Annotated in this window: 10 protein-coding genes; 3 read left to right on the top strand and 7 right to left on the bottom strand. The window is 33.6% G+C overall.

Features of this window, described 5'->3' with window-relative positions; all coding sequences use genetic code 11:
• Nucleotides 1-63 precede the first annotated feature (63 nt).
• Both LPB88_RS01025 and LPB88_RS01020 read right to left on the bottom strand, forming a co-directional pair.
• Nucleotides 64-252 (bottom strand): hypothetical protein, encoded by a 189-nt coding sequence (locus LPB88_RS01025; protein WP_230711961.1) that lies wholly within the window; start codon nt 250-252, stop codon nt 64-66.
• A 526-nt stretch (nt 253-778) separates the two neighbouring features.
• A complete protein-coding gene (locus LPB88_RS01020; RefSeq protein WP_230711960.1) occupies nt 779-3,625 on the bottom strand; it encodes a TonB-dependent siderophore receptor in 2,847 nt (948 codons plus the stop codon).
• A 532-nt stretch (nt 3,626-4,157) separates the two neighbouring features.
• Here LPB88_RS01020 and metK point away from each other — a divergent pair.
• Nucleotides 4,158-5,408 carry a methionine adenosyltransferase gene (gene metK, locus LPB88_RS01015; protein WP_230711959.1) on the top strand — a complete coding sequence of 417 codons (1,251 nt, stop codon included), beginning with the start codon at nt 4,158-4,160 and terminating at the stop codon, nt 5,406-5,408.
• Nucleotides 5,409-5,491: 83 nt separating this feature from the next.
• Here metK and LPB88_RS01010 read toward each other — a convergent pair whose 3' ends face one another.
• The 3 genes from LPB88_RS01010 to LPB88_RS01000 all read right to left on the bottom strand — a co-directional run bounded on the left by LPB88_RS01010 (nt 5,492) and on the right by LPB88_RS01000 (nt 11,433).
• Nucleotides 5,492-7,708, bottom strand: a complete 2,217-nt coding sequence (locus LPB88_RS01010; protein WP_230711958.1) for a hypothetical protein — start codon at nt 7,706-7,708, stop codon at nt 5,492-5,494.
• An 89-nt stretch (nt 7,709-7,797) separates the two neighbouring features.
• Nucleotides 7,798-10,485 carry a carboxypeptidase-like regulatory domain-containing protein gene (locus LPB88_RS01005; protein WP_230711957.1) on the bottom strand — a complete coding sequence of 896 codons (2,688 nt, stop codon included), beginning with the start codon at nt 10,483-10,485 and terminating at the stop codon, nt 7,798-7,800.
• A gap of 33 nt (nt 10,486-10,518) precedes the next feature.
• A complete protein-coding gene (locus LPB88_RS01000; RefSeq protein ID WP_230711956.1) occupies nt 10,519-11,433 on the bottom strand; it encodes a GLPGLI family protein in 915 nt (304 codons plus the stop codon).
• 315 nt (nt 11,434-11,748) lie between these two features.
• Between LPB88_RS01000 and LPB88_RS00995 the strand changes: the two genes are divergently transcribed.
• The gene (locus LPB88_RS00995; protein ID WP_370635796.1) at nt 11,749-12,483 is read left to right on the top strand and encodes a hypothetical protein; all 735 of its coding nucleotides are present in this window, start codon (nt 11,749-11,751) and stop codon (nt 12,481-12,483) included.
• The gene (locus tag LPB88_RS00990; protein WP_072970398.1) at nt 12,483-13,097 is read left to right on the top strand and encodes a deoxynucleoside kinase; all 615 of its coding nucleotides are present in this window, start codon (nt 12,483-12,485) and stop codon (nt 13,095-13,097) included. The genes LPB88_RS00995 and LPB88_RS00990 overlap by 1 nt, the downstream gene beginning before the upstream one ends.
• A 114-nt stretch (nt 13,098-13,211) precedes the next feature.
• On the opposite strand, the gene LPB88_RS00985 is transcribed toward LPB88_RS00990, so the two are convergent.
• On the bottom strand, nt 13,212-15,758 hold the full coding sequence (locus tag LPB88_RS00985) for a sodium-translocating pyrophosphatase (protein ID WP_230711954.1): 2,547 nt from the start codon (nt 15,756-15,758) through the stop codon (nt 13,212-13,214).
• 111 nt (nt 15,759-15,869) lie between these two features.
• Nucleotides 15,870-16,400: an inorganic diphosphatase gene (locus tag LPB88_RS00980; RefSeq protein ID WP_026983866.1), complete on the bottom strand. Its 531-nt coding sequence runs from the start codon at nt 16,398-16,400 to the stop codon at nt 15,870-15,872.
• Nucleotides 16,401-16,500: the final 100 nt, after the last annotated feature.

Below are 16,500 nucleotides of genomic sequence, written 5' to 3'. Positions count from 1 at the left end.
TTTTTAGGTATTGTTAATACTATTATATATTGTTATTGAAATTGTTATTGAAATTGATATTGTCTAAACAAAAAGGTCTTCTTCTTCGAGATTGTACATCTGGAACAACAACGATTTTTGATCTCTTATATATAGTTCCGGATTGTACTTTAGAACTTCACTTGTTAGTTCTTCCGAGTTTTCATTATTTTTTTGAGAATCTGTTCTCAATAAGTACTGAAATGCGATGGTATTTATATCTAATGTTTTCATGATTTAAAATTTAAAATGTTGAAATAAAAAAAAGCCCTTTCGGATGGCTACCAAAAGGGCTTATAGTTCTAACTATAACAAAGACTTACTCTTTTACTTTTGGCAACAGCGATTTGGGATGCACATTTGCATCATCTCACAACATATAATCATATTATTCGCTATTGTTTTCATTTTCATTTTTTTTAAATTAATTCATTTTTTTTAATTCGACTAATTCGATAGAGTAAATATAGAAACTATTTTTAGAACTACCAAATCAAAAAATAACATTTAACATTTAAATATTTTCTTACACTGAAATTGCTGGTATTTCTTTTAAAAAATTAGGCCCACGGATTGTACGGATTTAAACTGATCTACACTGATTCTTTTTATTTTCTCCTTATATATTATAAATAAAAATGATTCGCATCCTTCAAAAAAGTTTAGCCACAGATTAAAAGATTAAAATGATTGAAAAAAATCTGCGTTAATCCGTTCAATCCGCTTAATCTGTGGCTAATATGCGTAATATTTCAAACTTTTAGAATTTAAAACTTAGTCTTGCAAAACCAAATCTTCCATTCAATCCAAATTGTGACACTGCTCTTGAATAAGCAAACTGATTTGCGTTGCTTAAATCTGTACTTGGCGCAGGAGACAATGTTGGCGTTGTATTCGTAAATGCAGGAGTTGCAGGATTATTTCTGTCCGGATAAACATCTCCTATATTATTAAACCCAAGTGTGAATCTGAATTTCTCATTGATTTGATATCCGAGAGATAAATCGGTTACAATTTTTGCACTGTATTCCGGATGCTCATAAACAGAAGCTGATCCGTCTAAGTTTACATCTGTCGCTCCCGGATCTGTAACTGCTCCAAAATAGCTGTTTCTTAAATAGATATCCAGTTTTTTAATACTGAATGTTGTCATTAAATTCGCTTTCAATTTCGGAATTGCCTCTTCTAAATAAATTCTGCTTGATTCAGGAAAAAATGAATATTTATAAGGTTCTCCACCTGCATCTATAATAGATTGAGGAACATTTAAATCTCCAACTCTTTTTGTTTCATTATAACTTAGCGCCAAATCATTTCTGATCACAAAGTCAGGAATAACATCATATTTCTGAGAAATAACTACATCAATACCTTTAGTTTCAGAGTTGATTCCGTTAGTCCAGAACGAAGCTCTTTCGACACCTTTTAAATCAAATGCTTGTTGAAACAATGTCAATGCATCTTTTTGTGCCGGTGAAGTTGCTGCATCTATCTGCGCATCAGTTGGTCTTGCATATTGTCCGGTTAACACAACCCTGTCGTCGATTCTTGTAAAATAAGCATCTGTTGCGATTGTAATATTTGCTTCCGGAATTTTGAATGTAAATCCTGTACTGATACTTTTAGATTTTTCAGGTTTCAGGTTTTCAACTCCAATACTTTTTGCTGCCTGAGAATCATTTGTAAAATAACCAACCTGATACGGTGAACCATTTATAAACTGAGTTGAACTTGCCTCAAAATATTTTTGTTGTAATGATGGCGCTCTAAAACCGGTTTGTCCCGAAATTCTCCAATTGATATTATCAGTCAATTTCAAAAGAGACGCTAATTTAAAGGTAACTGTACTTCCAAAATCAGAATAATTCTCATAACGTGCTGCTCCGTTTAAAAGCCATTTTTCTGTAGCATTTAATTCTAAATCGATATAAGCTGCACCACTTTTTCTGTCTTTTTCTTTTGCATCCGATGGTTGGAAACCTGAGAAACCTTGTGCTCCTGCTCCACGTTTATTTCCGAAAAAGTCTGTAACGATTAATGGTGAATTACTTGGCAAAATTCCGGAAACCAAATTTTCGTTGATATCATACAATCCGTAAGACGCTTCATCTCCTGCTTTAATTTGGTAATTTTCATATCTGAATTCTCCACCAAAAGCAACGTTCAATCCTTCTAAAACATCGTACTTTTTAGTCAAATCTAAATTGGTTGTGCTTTGTAAAAACGAAACTTTACCGGCGTAAAAACTAAAAGGCGAATTAGTTCCTAAAGTTGCATTGATAGTATTGTTTACATCATATTTAAAGGAGTTCGTACCAAGGTTTGTACTAATATCGGTATCAAAACCAAATAATTGAGTTGTAAGTCCTACTGCTGATGAAAGATCTAGAATATCAGATTCTATCTCTGGCAAAAATCCGTTTTCATACACTTGCGTGAAAGTTCCGGAACCGTTTGGTAATCTGTTAAAAGCATAAGATTTACCATTTCTATACGAAACTCCACCAAAAGAATACAAAGAGGTAATATCACTTAAAGGATATTTTAAATTATAATACGCTTGTCCCGAAGCCAATTCTGACTGACCAACACTCATATTATAATCGCTTCTTTCCTGACCTCTGTACGCCAATTCATTATTAGTCGCATCAAATCCCAAAGCCGTTTGCATTTGAGCAATAGTCGTTGCCGATGAAATTGCAGTTTGCTGTGCCGTTGTAAAATAAGTCACTTGTGGTGCATATTGTTTCAACGAACTAAGAATTTGTGCCGAGTTTGAAGTGTTGTTAATATTACTAAACAATGAGTTTATATAAACACCATCCTGAGCAGCTCTGTTTTCGACCGCATTGTAGGCATTAAAAATTGCATTACTTCTAATTCCTGCTCTGCTTGTTGCTTGTCTGGTAACGGCACTTGCAGTAACATTCAGGAAACTTCCTGCTTTACCTAACGAAGTTCCGTAATTCAAATCTATTTGCAGGTTTTGACCATCGGCGCCGCCTTTAAAATTATTAGATCCCGAAGATAAGTTTGTACCATATTGAACGCCTCCTGAAATAAAATTGGCATTCTTTTTCAATACAATATTAATAACCCCCGCAATAGCATCTGAACCATATTGTGCGGCAGCTCCGTCACGCAAAACTTCGATTCTTTCGATTGCAAACGACGGAATCGCGTTTAAATCTGTTCCAACAGATCCTCTTCCCGGAGAACCATTGATATTTACTAATGCGCTTGTATGTCTGCGTTTACCATTTACCAAAATCAAAACCTGATCTGGTCCCAAACCTCTCAATTGTGCAGGATCTACGTGATCTGTTGCATCTGCAGTTGAAGTTGCATTACTGGTAAAAGAGGGTGCAACATAATTTAAAATTTGAGTCACACTGGTTTGTGGCGAACCTTTTGTTATTTCAGAGATATTAAAAACATCAACTGGAACTGGCACATCTGTTTTTACTCTGTTTTTACTTCTTGATCCAATTATTGTCACTTCAGACAATTCATTATTCTTTAAGCTGTCTTGTTCTTTTTTATTTTCCTGTGCATAAATGCCTGAAATTGTCAAAAGACCTAAAGCTATTACTAGATTTTTTTTCATTACTTCTGTTTGGTATTTATTATTATTTTGGATTAAAAATGATTAACAATTTGGTTCTTTTTTGAAATAAAAAAACCCCTGCGGTTTAGCAGAGGTTCTATATATATTTTTCGAAAAAAACTACAATAGCGTCTCTGCGGAAGGCTCCGGCATCTTACAAGACATATTGCAAATTGTTGATTTCATTTTTTCTTTGTTTTTGATGGTGCAAATTTGCAAACTATTTTTTAATCGACCAAACAAAAACAAAAATAATTTCTATTACCCTATCAAAATAGTATGTTATGTTAAATTTATCGTTATAAAATCAAAAAAATCAAAAGTTTAATTTGCAAATCAAAATGGTTTTATACCTTTGCACCCGAATACAAGAGGAAAAATTTGAACTGATTGCAACCTCTTCATAATGAAATGGTTCGTTATGAATACTGAAAGATTAATTTCAGTAGTAAAAAATGCTAAAGCAGAAATTCTCCTTTAGCCCTTTTTAAGCAATTTTTTTCCTCACTTAATTTTAATTTAATAAATTATTATGGCTTATTTATTTACGTCAGAATCTGTTAGTGAAGGGCATCCAGACAAAGTTGCAGATCAAATTTCGGATGCATTAATTGATAACTTTTTGGCATTTGACGCTGACTCAAAAGTAGCTTGTGAAACTCTTGTTACAACAGGTCAGGTAATTTTAGCAGGTGAAGTAAAATCGAATACCTATCTTGATGTGCAGCAAATTGCTCGCGAAGTAATCCGTAAAATTGGATATACTAAAAGCGAATATATGTTTGAGGCAAATTCTTGTGGAATTCTTTCGGCAATTCACGAACAATCTGCTGATATTAATCAAGGTGTTGACAGAGCTAAGCCAGAAGAGCAAGGTGCTGGAGACCAAGGAATGATGTTTGGTTACGCAACTAACGAAACTGAAAACTACATGCCATTGGCACTTGATTTATCTCATAAATTATTACAAGAGTTAGCAATTTTAAGACGTGAAAACAAGGAAATCACTTATTTACGTCCTGATGCAAAATCGCAAGTAACTTTAGAATATAGCGATGATAACAAACCAACTCGTATTGATGCGATTGTAATCTCGACTCAACACGATGATTTTGATGAAGAAGCTACAATGTTGGCTAAAATCAAAAAAGATATTATCGAAATTTTGATTCCTAGAATCATTGCTAAAAATCCAACGCACGCGCATTTATTCAACGATAAAATCAACTATCATATTAACCCAACAGGAAAATTCGTTATTGGAGGACCTCACGGAGATACTGGTTTAACAGGAAGAAAAATCATCGTTGATACTTATGGTGGAAAAGGTGCTCACGGTGGTGGTGCATTCTCTGGAAAAGATCCAAGTAAAGTGGATAGAAGTGCTGCTTATGCTACACGTCATATCGCTAAAAACTTAGTTGCTGCTGGTGTTGCTGACGAAATCTTAGTACAGGTTTCTTACGCTATTGGAGTTGCTGAGCCAATGGGTATTTTTATCGATACTTACGGGACTTCTAAAGTAAACTTAACTAACGGTGAAATCGCTAAAAAAGTAGAAGCTATTTTTGATATGCGTCCTTACTTTATCGAGCAACGTTTGAAATTAAGAAACCCAATTTATAGCGAAACTGCTGCTTACGGACACATGGGACGTAAACCAGAAGTTGTAACTAAAACTTTTTCTGCTCCGGGCGGACATACAAAAACAGTTACTGTTGAGTTATTTACTTGGGAAAAACTTGATTTTGTAGACAAAGTAAAAGCTGAATTTGGATTATAATTAAATCTAAATATTTTATATACAAAAAGAGGCTGTCTATTTATTTAGACAGCCTCTTTTTTATTTTACTTTAAACGTATTTCTTAATACGTTCCGTTTTGCATTTTAGTCAGTGTTTCTTTAATTTCTGTAGCTGTTTCTTCTTCAACTTCGGCAGTTAAATATTTAACAGCTAATGTTTGTGTTTCGATTGCTTTCTGTTTTTGATCGTCTTTGTAATATAACTGCGCCAAAGTATCTAAATAATACGGATTGTTTTTGTTTACAACCAAACTATACTCTGACCAACCAATTGCAGATTTTAAAAAGTTAGAATTCTGCGGTTTCAAAACTACAGACCATGCTGCAGAATTGGATAAGTTTGAATGGTATTCTTTGAAAGTAGCCCATCCGTTATACGAATAATCAGAACTTGTGTCTATACCAGAATACATTGCATCCAATTGTTCAATTGCACTTCCCTTACCAGTTAAATGAGTATTAAAATAAGAACTAAACTCTTTTAAATAGGTGGTATTAGAACCATCTTTATCCTCGGCTTCTTCTAAATAAGTAAAGTAATTTTGGTAACATTCATAGTTTGCTCTATTGGCAGCTATTAGTTTTTTATAAACTGATATTACTTTACTCTGATTCACATCGCCAGTACTTTTGTCTTCGGCAATATATTTATTCTGTTGTAATGCTGTTGTTATTTCAGTGTTCAAACTTCCTATTGCATGTGTTTCTCCTTCTATAGCATTAAACGTTAATCGTTCCGTATCGATAGCGTCATAATGTTTTATCAAATAATCTACAGCTAGAAAATCGGTATCATTCAAAACTTTGTCTTCTTTAAAAAACTGTTTCGAAAAACCTTGATTTTTAATCTCTTTCAAAATTGTTTCTACCAAATACATATTCGGTTTTGTATCTTTTTGATGCGCTTCAATTAATTTTTTCCAGGTTTGATCAACCGTTTTTTTGTCTAAATCAACTTTTACAAATTTAAAATCGGTTGAATCATTTTCAGTTGTTTCGTACTCGTAAGGCACTTCAAGAGCTGATACTTTATTAAACGCCGAAATCAAATTGGCATCTGTTGCTTTTTTATCATTCAATACTTTACTGAAATCATAAAACGCATTTACTCTTTTCAGCTTTTTACCGAAACCATCATAGTAATTAAATTGGTATTGTTTGTCTGTCAATTTAGCCTTTATAGTCGCCAAAACCACTCCATCACCATTTAGTACAACAAGACTTGGATTATCCTGAATCTTGTTAGTCTTCAACCATTTTTTATCATTGGCTTTAGCCAAATAATAATTGAACAAATCATATTGCGAGTCGTATGTTTCATACATATTATATCCAATTTGCGTTTCCTGATCTTTAACAAAAGTATCAAAATCAGCTTTCGCCAAAGGATTTTTACCATCAACAGCAACTATCAAAAATTTACTTTTAGAATCTTTTGTAGCAGTAATTGCTTTCTTTAAATTATCTTCTATTTTGAATTTAAAATCAACCTTAGGAGGTGCAGGCACATCCGCATAAGCGTTATCAACTGCTACTTCTAAACCAAAATCGTTCTTTACAAGAGCTTCTTTCCCCGGATATGTCCAGTTTGAAACCGTTTTATTTTCAAGAGGAATTATGTTTGAAGTTTTATCAGGCTGAGCATCTTTTGCATTTACAAATGCAATTGGATTCTTTCCTGTTTGCTCAGAAATCATCAGCTCATTTGTCTTTTTATCAAAATAACCTGAAATATTTATATCTCCTAAAGCATCCAGTTCATATTTTACCGTTACTTCTGAAGCTTCTTTTGGCAAAGCATATTTCGAAATTTTGCTTTCGCCCTGATAATCTTCATAAACCAAATACAAAAAGTCAACGCGATCAATCTCAAAATCCAAATCAATTTGTACCCACTCAGGATCTACTTTTGTTCTAATATCAGTTATTTTTTGGTACTGAACAGGTTCCGTTCCGTTTTGTGTACCAATATAAAATGTGTAATAAGCAGGATCTATAAACTTAATTTTAACCTTTTTAGCCTCTTTATCATTCTTAAATGCTACGTCAAAAGCAGCACCTGATTTTACAGTTTGAGAGAATAATAACGAATCTCCCTTTATCTTATACTCTCCCGAATAAAAAACCAGTTCGTATTTATTATCCTCTAATAAATTTAATTTGATTTTTTGACCTTTGTTTGTAGACAGATAAGATCCTTTTTCAATTCCTTTTGTTTGAGAATAAGAAACAGATATTAAACAAAAGATCATTAAGGAACTCCATATAAAATTACGCATGCTTAGAATTTTGTTTGTTAATAGAAACACAAAGATATTTCTTTCTTTACTAAAACAATCATCAAAACGCAAAGTTTGTACTGAAAATACTATAAATTATATTTCATCGAAAAGATAATGTAACGAGGCTGAACAGTGTATTGCGAAACTCTGGTCGAGAACTGCGAGAAGCTGTCATCATTGAGATATTTAGTATTTAGCAAATTAGTTGCCGAAACTTTATATTCCCATTTACTGTCCTTTTTTTGGTAGACTAAGCTTGCATTTAAGAAGTCATATTCATTATCAACCGTTTTATTTCCGTTATAATAATGGTAAAACTCATATTCTGAAACAAACGAAAAACTATCCAAAAAATAGTAATCTAACCTCGCAAAAGGTTTGTCTGTATAATAGGTTGAACCGCTGTATTTGTTGATCAAAGCATTATAACCAAACTCAATATTAGGCAGGTTTTTATAGTTTGTTGAAGCTTTGACCGTATAACTTTGACTAAAACTCTCCGTTGTTGCCAAAACATTATTCTGAATGTTATTAAACTTTGACCAATTCAAACTTGCATTAATCGAAGCTTTATAATTCTTCAGGAAAGAACGACCATAATTTCCCATTCCGGAGAAAGTTTCGTCTGCCAAATTAGAATTATAAGGTGTTGATGATTGATTGACTCCCGTAAAATCTGCCGCCGTTTTTATCGCATCTACTTTTTTAGTATAAGTTGCGTTGGCAAAAATGTTCTCAAAATTGAACATATTGTATTTAAAATAACGTAACGAATGTACTTGCGAAGTTGCATTTTCTAAGAAACGATTTCCTCTAAACAAACTACTATAATCAGACAAAACATAACCCGAAGCCAACTGATTAATATCTGTAAAATCATTTGTCAAAGAGAAATTATACGTCAACGTTTCTGCTTTTTTAATTTGATATAAGGCAAAAAAATCAGGTAAGACTTTTACAAAATTCTGAGAATAATCAGTACCTAATTGTGTGTTTTTCATTGCGTATGAATGCACACTTACTCCGGGTGTCAACGTAAATTTTCCCGTCAATATCTTATAATGAAAGCCTAAAAAAGCATCATTAAAATTATAATTAACCTGATTGTTATTTTGTGGATCATTCAAATCATTTCTATCTCCATTATCTAACATTTGAAAAATATGAGAATTAAAATCCTGATACGAATACGTGTTTCCTAAAGTTACATTGATATTGCTTTTTGGCGTTACCATATAATAGTAGTCCAGTTTAGCATCCAATTTATTTGTTTTTACAAAGCGATCCTGATTCAGATCATTTCTTTGTTGTCCTGAAGTATATCCGGATAAATCAAAAGGTTGTGTTTTTAAATTGGCATTATAAAACGGGTTTTCGTCCTGATACAAATGCTGCATTTCAAAAGCAAAAATATTCTTGTCGCTTTGGGTATAATACAAACTCAAATTTTGATTTATGGATGTAGGATCTTGCTTTTTATTCGTCAAAATCGTTTCCAGCGTCGAAGCATTATTTACAACAGATTCTCTCAACAAATCCGTATCTTCATCTTGTTTGGATAATTTGGTTAAGATGTCGTAATCAAACTGAAACTTGTCATTTGGCTTGTAAGTCGAACTCAATTTAAAAAGTCCAAGATTGTTTTTTTGATGCGTCAATTCATCACGTTTTTGCTCATCTCCCGAATCTAAAATTGTAGTTTGTGATTTGGTTTCAAGATCTGTTTTTGAAGTCGAAAGAATTCCGAAACCGCTAATATTCCATGCTTTTGTAACCGAATATGAAAAGTTGGTTGCGCCGAATTTCGTTTCGATTTCTTTTGCACGATTATTTCTCAACACCGAAATTCCCAAATCATTAGAAGAAACATTAAAATTGCTTCCGCCCTTTTTCATCATATTTTTAAATCCGCCTGTGAATTTGAAATAATCCTGAGCCGTTAAAGGTAATTCGCCAATATTATTAAAATTGGTAATTAAATTAATGCTGTATTTTGGACTGTAATAAAATAGTTTAGGATTAATAATATAACGACTATCCAGTTCTCCAACGCCAATTCCGGCGGTTGCATCTCCAAACCAGAAGTTCTTTTTCCCTTCTTTCAGTTTAATATTCATCGCAACATTATCCTGATCGTTTTCGAGACCTTTTAATTGACCAACTTCGTTATAATTTCTTAAAACCTGAATTTTATCAATCGCATCTGCAGGGATATTTTTAACGCCTAACTTGGTATCTCCATCAAAAAAATCCTTGCCTTCAACCATTAATTTGCTGACTTTTTTTCCCTCAACTTCAATTTCACCATCAGCATTTACTTCAACTCCTGGGAGCTTTTTCAAGACGTCTTCCAGTTTTTTCTCCGTTCCTGATTTAAACGAATCTGCATTGTAGACAATAGTATCACCACTTATCGAAACTGGCATTTCACGCACAATTTCAACACCTTCCAATTCAATTCCGGTATCATCCATGACAATGTTCTGGACAATATTCTCCGTTTTAGTAGAAATTGCAATTTCTTTAGATTTCATTCCGAGATAACTCACTTTAACCGAATAAGAAGTATTTGGTTTTAAAGTCAGTTGAAACTTTCCTTTATCATTGGTAATTCCATAAGAATCCATTGCTTTTGTAGCCGTATTTACAGCCATAATATTGGCCATTTCCAACGGATTTTTTTGTTCATCCTGAATGAAACCATCAAAACGAACACTTTGAGCAAAAGAGATCGATGTCATTAAAAAAATGACATAAAGGAGTATATTTTTCATTGGAAAAAATCTAAAGATGAATGTGCTTAAAGTTTATCGTCTGATCATAACAGGACCACCTCCGGGACCGCCTTCGCGCCCGCGATTCATTTCTCTAAACTCTTCCATTTTTTTAATTACAGTGTCATCGTATTCTTTCTGCGAAACCACTTTTCCTTTTTTAGAGGATTTTATTTCAACTTTATCTTTTGCATTCAAAACAATTTTTGAACATAAAATGGTTGTTTTTCCATCATTGATTTCAAGAATTAAACCAGGTAAACCCCAATAATTCTCCGGTCCCTGATTCACCGGAATCTCTGGCGAATACCAAGCTGTGACAACAATTTCTTTTGGCATTTCAAAATTATCTTCAAAATTGGTTTTCGTTTCCCCCGACGTTTTCTTTACATCGTCTTTCTTTTCTTCAGGTTTTTTATCATCCTTATTTTTTGGTCTAAAATTTCTAAAATCAGTTTTGCTTGGTTCTTTTACAGCTGTTGCTTTGTAGCAAGTATATCCGCCAATTTGTTTGGTTTCCTGTTCTAGTTTCCAGTTTAATTTCGGCAAAGAATCTACCACCAAAAATTCTTTTCCCATAAATTCCTTATCGACTGTGTACGATTTACTTTTTACATCTTTATAAAAAGTTCCGCCGCCACCCATAAACGAGTTCATCATGATTCTCATTCCGCCACCTTGTTGCCCGGGAGTTTCGAGTTTTTCTTCTTCTTTATATATAGAAGATGATTTGTCGAAGTTCAGAATAAAAGTTTTCTCCAGCATTTTTTTCATTCGCTCTTCCATATTCTTTTGCATTTCGGGTGTGATATCACGATTACCACGCATGCCTTCAAACTTAGGCGCTTGCGTTTTTGACTCATAAACAGCCATTCCCTGAAAATCTTTCTGCGCCTGAGCCTGTACAAAAACAAGCATCAAAGACATATATAAAACTATATTTTTCATTGTATTTCTTTTAAATTGCGCAAATCCGATAAAACTTACATTCAAATGTATTATTAATTTTAAGATCCCAAAAGTTAAATATATCAATGCCCTTATGATATAGACTAAACCGCTTATTATTAAGACCATTACATTAAAAAAGCTTCAAAAAACAAAATCATCTAAATATGCCCTATTTAAGTACCTTCTTACTTTTGTTTTTTGTAATTTGGCTCTTTTAGAAAACCAAATCTCATGAGCAAAACGGTGCGTAAACTTTTATTTCTACTTTTTCTTACCGGCTCTTTTCTATCTGTTTCAGCACAGATAGGAAAAATGAAGACTACTCAAATTTCTCACTTTAATACAGATGTTGATGAGTTTTTAGGTTACGATTCTTTTGGTTTTTCTTACCAGATAAAAAACAATGTCTTCAGTAAAATCAAAGAAAAAGAAATCTTTGAATACAAAAATGTTTCCTTGGGAGAAATCTCGAAAGTTGATTTCCAGAATCCTTTAAAACTAGTTTTGTTTTATGAAGATTTTAATAGCGTGGTCTTATTAGACAATCAACTGAATAAAATGACCGAAATTAATTTTTCATTAAACAATACACCAATTGTTGTAAGTGCGATTGGGATGTCAACCCAAAATCAGTTGTGGATTTTCAACACTTTGAATCAACAAATTGGACTTTTTGATTATCTCAAAAATGAATACAAAACGGTTTCTACTCCGTTAACAGAAGCAATAAAATACTGCCAAACCGATTTTAATACTTTTTACTGGATTGATAAAAAAAACAATTTCTTTTCCTGCGATATTTTTGGGAAAGTGACTTCATTGGGAAAAGTTGCTGATTTTGATAAATTTGAAGTTATTAGTCCTCAACAATATATTTTCAGCAAAGCTAATTTGTTGTATTTTAAAGATATTAGCAAATCAAACTCGGATGCAGTTTATGAAATTGAAATTTTAAAAAAATCGTTTGACAAATTCTGCTACAAAGACCAAATTTTATCTATTTTTACATCTAAAGAAATCACAAATTATAAAATCGTAATACCGTAATGCACATAGCAATAGCAGGAAATATAGGCGCAGGAAAAACTACTTTAACTAAATTATTGGCGAAACATTTTAAATGGGAGCCTCATTATGAAGACGTAGTTGACAATCCGTATCTGGACGATTTTTACCATCAAATGGAGCGCTGGTCGTTTAATTTGCAGATTTATTTCTTGAATAGTCGATTCCGCCAAGTACAGCAAATTCGTGAAAGTGGTAAAAAAATTATCCAAGACAGAACTATTTATGAGGATGCTTACATTTTTGCTCCCAACTTGTACTCGATGGGATTAATGACAAGTCGTGATTTTGAAAATTACACTTCTCTTTTTGAATTAATGGAATCTCTGGTAAAAGCTCCGGATTTATTAATCTATTTAAGAAGCTCTATTCCAAATTTAGTGGGACAAATTCACAAACGCGGACGTGAATATGAGAATTCTATTTCGATCGATTATTTAAGCCGTTTGAACGAAAGATACGAAGCCTGGATACAGACTTATAACAAAGGAAAACTTTTAATTATCGATGTTGACAATATTAACTTCGTTGATAATCCAGAAGATTTAGGAAACATCATTAATAGAATTGATGCCGAATTGAACGGATTGTTTTAGAAACACAAACTTTACAGATTTACACGAATAAAAAAATGCCTCTAAATAATTTAGAGGCATTTTTTGTTTGCAGAGCTTTGTCAAAGTTTAAAACTTTGACAAAGCTTTTATTCTTTATTTCGCAGCTTCAATTTTTGCTTTTACTTCAGCTTCTGTTCCTTCATAAACTTCGGTAGTTGTTTTACCGTTTTCTGTTTTCGTTACTGTTCCAACGGTTACACCATTTACAGTCGATAAATTAACCTCAAGTTTGTTTTTACTGTATTTAGTAGTATCAAAACAATCTGTTTTTTGGTGTACATATTTTCCGTTTGCATCATAGTGAGCTAAACATTTTGCAGTTTCTTCGGCAGTACAACCTTTTTCTTTGCACATTTTAGCGCATTCTTCTTTGGTCATTCCTGACATATCTCCGCATTTAGAAACACCTCCAGCATGCATTTCCATTTTAACACAGCAAGAACCCTTTTCTGCCATGCCTGAAGAATGTCCTTCTCCTAAAATTGGTGCAACTACCAACCCAATTAAACAAGTTAGTTTGATTAAGATATTCATTGATGGTCCGGAAGTATCTTTAAAAGGATCTCCAACTGTATCTCCGGTAACTGCTGCTTTGTGTGCATCAGAGCCTTTGTACGTCATTTCTCCATTGATCATCACTCCTGCTTCAAAAGATTTTTTAGCATTGTCCCAAGCTCCTCCAGCATTGTTTTGGAAAACTGCCCAAAGTACTCCTGAAACTGTAACTCCAGCCATATATCCTCCTAACATTTCAGCTATTAACTGATTATTATCTCCGTAAACTAATTTACCTAACAATACGATTGCAATCGGGAAACCAATTGTTAAAATTCCTGGCAACATCATTTCGCGTAAAGCGGCTTTTGTTGAAATTTCAACACATTTTCCGTACTCCGGTTTTCCGGTTCCTTCCATAATTCCCGGAATTTCCTTAAACTGACGACGTACTTCATAAACCATATCCATTGCAGCTTTTCCAACAGAATTCATCGCTAAAGCCGAGAAAACTACCGGAATCATTCCACCCACAAAAAGCATCGCTAAAACTGGTGCTTTAAAAATATTAATTCCATCAATTCCTGTAAAGGTAACATACGCTGCAAATAATGCTAAAGATGTTAATGCTGCGGATGCAATTGCAAAACCTTTTCCGGTTGCCGCAGTTGTGTTTCCTACTGAATCTAAAATATCTGTTCTGGTACGCACTTCTTTTGGTAATTCGCTCATTTCGGCAATTCCTCCTGCATTGTCTGAAATTGGTCCAAAAGCATCAATCGCTAATTGCATTGCTGTAGTAGCCATCATTGCCGAAGCTGCCAAAGCTACACCGTAAAATCCTGCTAGAGCATACGAAATCCAAATTGCTGCGGCAAACAACAATACCGTCGGAAACGTAGAAACCATTCCTGTTGCCAAACCTGCAATAACATTTGTTCCTGCACCTGTAGATGATTTTTGTACAATTGCCATAACTGGTTTCGTACCCAATCCTGTATAATATTCTGTAACCGATGAAATAGCTCCACCAACTACTAATCCAACCAAAGTAGCATAGAAAACACGCATTGATGAGATGTCTTTAGAACCTTCTCCAAAAAAAGTCATTTGCATGGTTTCCGGCAACATATATTGTACTAAAAAGAAACAGGCAATCGCAGTTAAAACAATCGACACCCAGTTTCCTATATTTAAAGCTTTTTGTACTTGCGCTTCTTTGGCATTGTCATCAGATATCTTTACCAATGTAGTTCCAATAATCGAGAATAAAATTCCGAAACCAGCAATTGCCATTGGAAGTAAAATTGGCCCAATTCCGCCAAAAACATCCTGAATGTTTCCGCCCATATCTTTGATCACATAGTTTCCTAAAACCATTGCAGCCAAAACTGTTGCTACATACGAACCAAATAAATCTGCCCCCATTCCGGCAACGTCTCCAACATTATCTCCAACGTTATCTGCAATTGTAGCAGGATTACGCGGATCATCTTCCGGAATTCCGGCTTCAACTTTACCAACTAAATCAGCACCAACATCGGCTGCTTTTGTGTAGATTCCACCACCAACTCTGGCGAACAATGCAATTGATTCTGCACCAAGCGAAAATCCAGCTAATGTCTCCAAAACTTTAGTCATATCTTCAGATGAAGTCCAAACTCCATTCATGAATATTTGAAAGAAAATAATAAAGAATCCTGTTAGACCTAAAACCGCCAAACCTGCAACACCAAGTCCCATTACTGTTCCACCGCCAAAAGAAACTTTCAAAGCTTGTGGCAAACTTGTACGGGCAGCCTGAGTTGTTCTAACATTTGTTTTAGTGGCTATTTTCATTCCCATATTTCCAGCTAAAGCCGAGAAAAATGCTCCAAAAATAAAAGCTACAACTATTAATATATGTGTGGTAGGAACGATAAAAGAAATTGTGGCTAAAACTAAACTAGCAGCAATTACGAAAAAAGTCAATAATCGATATTCGGCTTTTAAAAATGCGAGAGCACCTTCGTAAATGTGATCTGAAATCTCTTTCATCTTGCCATCACCAGCATCTTGTTTTAAAACCCAAGTCCTTTTTATTCCCATGAAAAGTAATCCTATAATTGCCATCGCGATCGGCAAGTAAATCATAAATGCATTCATAATATAGTAGTGGTTTTGGTTAATAGTCAATAAACTAACTAAACGAATTTAAACAAAAAAGCAATACTCCTGACGGAGTATTGCTTTTTTTATAATAGAATACGGTAAAAATTATTTAATACTAAATAATCCTTCTGGTTTGTTTTCAATATCGTTAAAACGCTTAGTACACTCAGCAATAATTGCAAATGCTTCGTTTACATCTCCCCAACCTTCTACATCTACTTGTTTATTTTCAAGATCTTTGTAAACCTGAAAGAAATGCTCGATTTCTTTCAATAAGTGTCCGTTAATATCTGAAAGGTCATTTAATGAATTCCAGATTGGATCTGAAACTGGTACACAAATGATTTTTTCGTCTGGTCCTTTATCATCAGCCATATGGAAAACACCAATTGGTTTTACTTCTATAACACATCCTGGAAAAGTTGGTTCGTTTATCAAAACCAATACATCAAGTGGATCACCATCAAGAGCTAAAGTTTCCGGAATAAATCCGTAATCTGCAGGGTACATCATTGAAGAGAATAACATTCTGTCGAAACGCATTCTTTTGATTTCAAAATCGTACTCATATTTATTTCTGCTTCCTCTTGGTATTTCGATCAATACATCGAAAGTTGTTAGTTTGTCTGCGGTCATTTTCGTTTTTTATTATTTCTTAATTTCGATTGCAAAAGTAACTAAAGAATCCTTTTTTACAATAAAAAACTCCATTAATCTACGCACTTTTCTTTTAAAT

The sequence above is a fragment of the Flavobacterium sp. JAS genome (assembly GCF_020991455.1).
Lineage (GTDB): Bacteria > Bacteroidota > Bacteroidia > Flavobacteriales > Flavobacteriaceae > Flavobacterium.
Note: the sequence above shows the minus strand (reverse complement) of the source record. Positions and strands in the feature narration are given on the sequence as shown.

Excerpts from the sequence above, each read along its gene's own strand:
- metK (WP_230711959.1), top strand. The coding sequence starts at position 4,158 with ATGGCTTATTTATTTACGTCAGAATCTGTTAGTGAAGGGCATCCAGAC.
- LPB88_RS01025 (WP_230711961.1), bottom strand. The coding sequence starts at position 252 with ATGAAAACATTAGATATAAATACCATCGCATTTCAGTACTTATTGAGA.
- LPB88_RS01000 (WP_230711956.1), bottom strand. The coding sequence starts at position 11,433 with ATGAAAAATATAGTTTTATATATGTCTTTGATGCTTGTTTTTGTACAG.
- LPB88_RS01020 (WP_230711960.1), bottom strand. The coding sequence starts at position 3,625 with ATGAAAAAAAATCTAGTAATAGCTTTAGGTCTTTTGACAATTTCAGGC.
- LPB88_RS00995 (WP_370635796.1), top strand. The coding sequence starts at position 11,749 with ATGAAGACTACTCAAATTTCTCACTTTAATACAGATGTTGATGAGTTT.
- LPB88_RS00990 (WP_072970398.1), top strand. The coding sequence starts at position 12,483 with ATGCACATAGCAATAGCAGGAAATATAGGCGCAGGAAAAACTACTTTA.
- LPB88_RS01010 (WP_230711958.1), bottom strand. The coding sequence starts at position 7,708 with ATGCGTAATTTTATATGGAGTTCCTTAATGATCTTTTGTTTAATATCT.
- LPB88_RS00980 (WP_026983866.1), bottom strand. The coding sequence starts at position 16,400 with ATGACCGCAGACAAACTAACAACTTTCGATGTATTGATCGAAATACCA.
- LPB88_RS01005 (WP_230711957.1), bottom strand. The coding sequence starts at position 10,485 with ATGAAAAATATACTCCTTTATGTCATTTTTTTAATGACATCGATCTCT.
- LPB88_RS00985 (WP_230711954.1), bottom strand. The coding sequence starts at position 15,758 with ATGAATGCATTTATGATTTACTTGCCGATCGCGATGGCAATTATAGGA.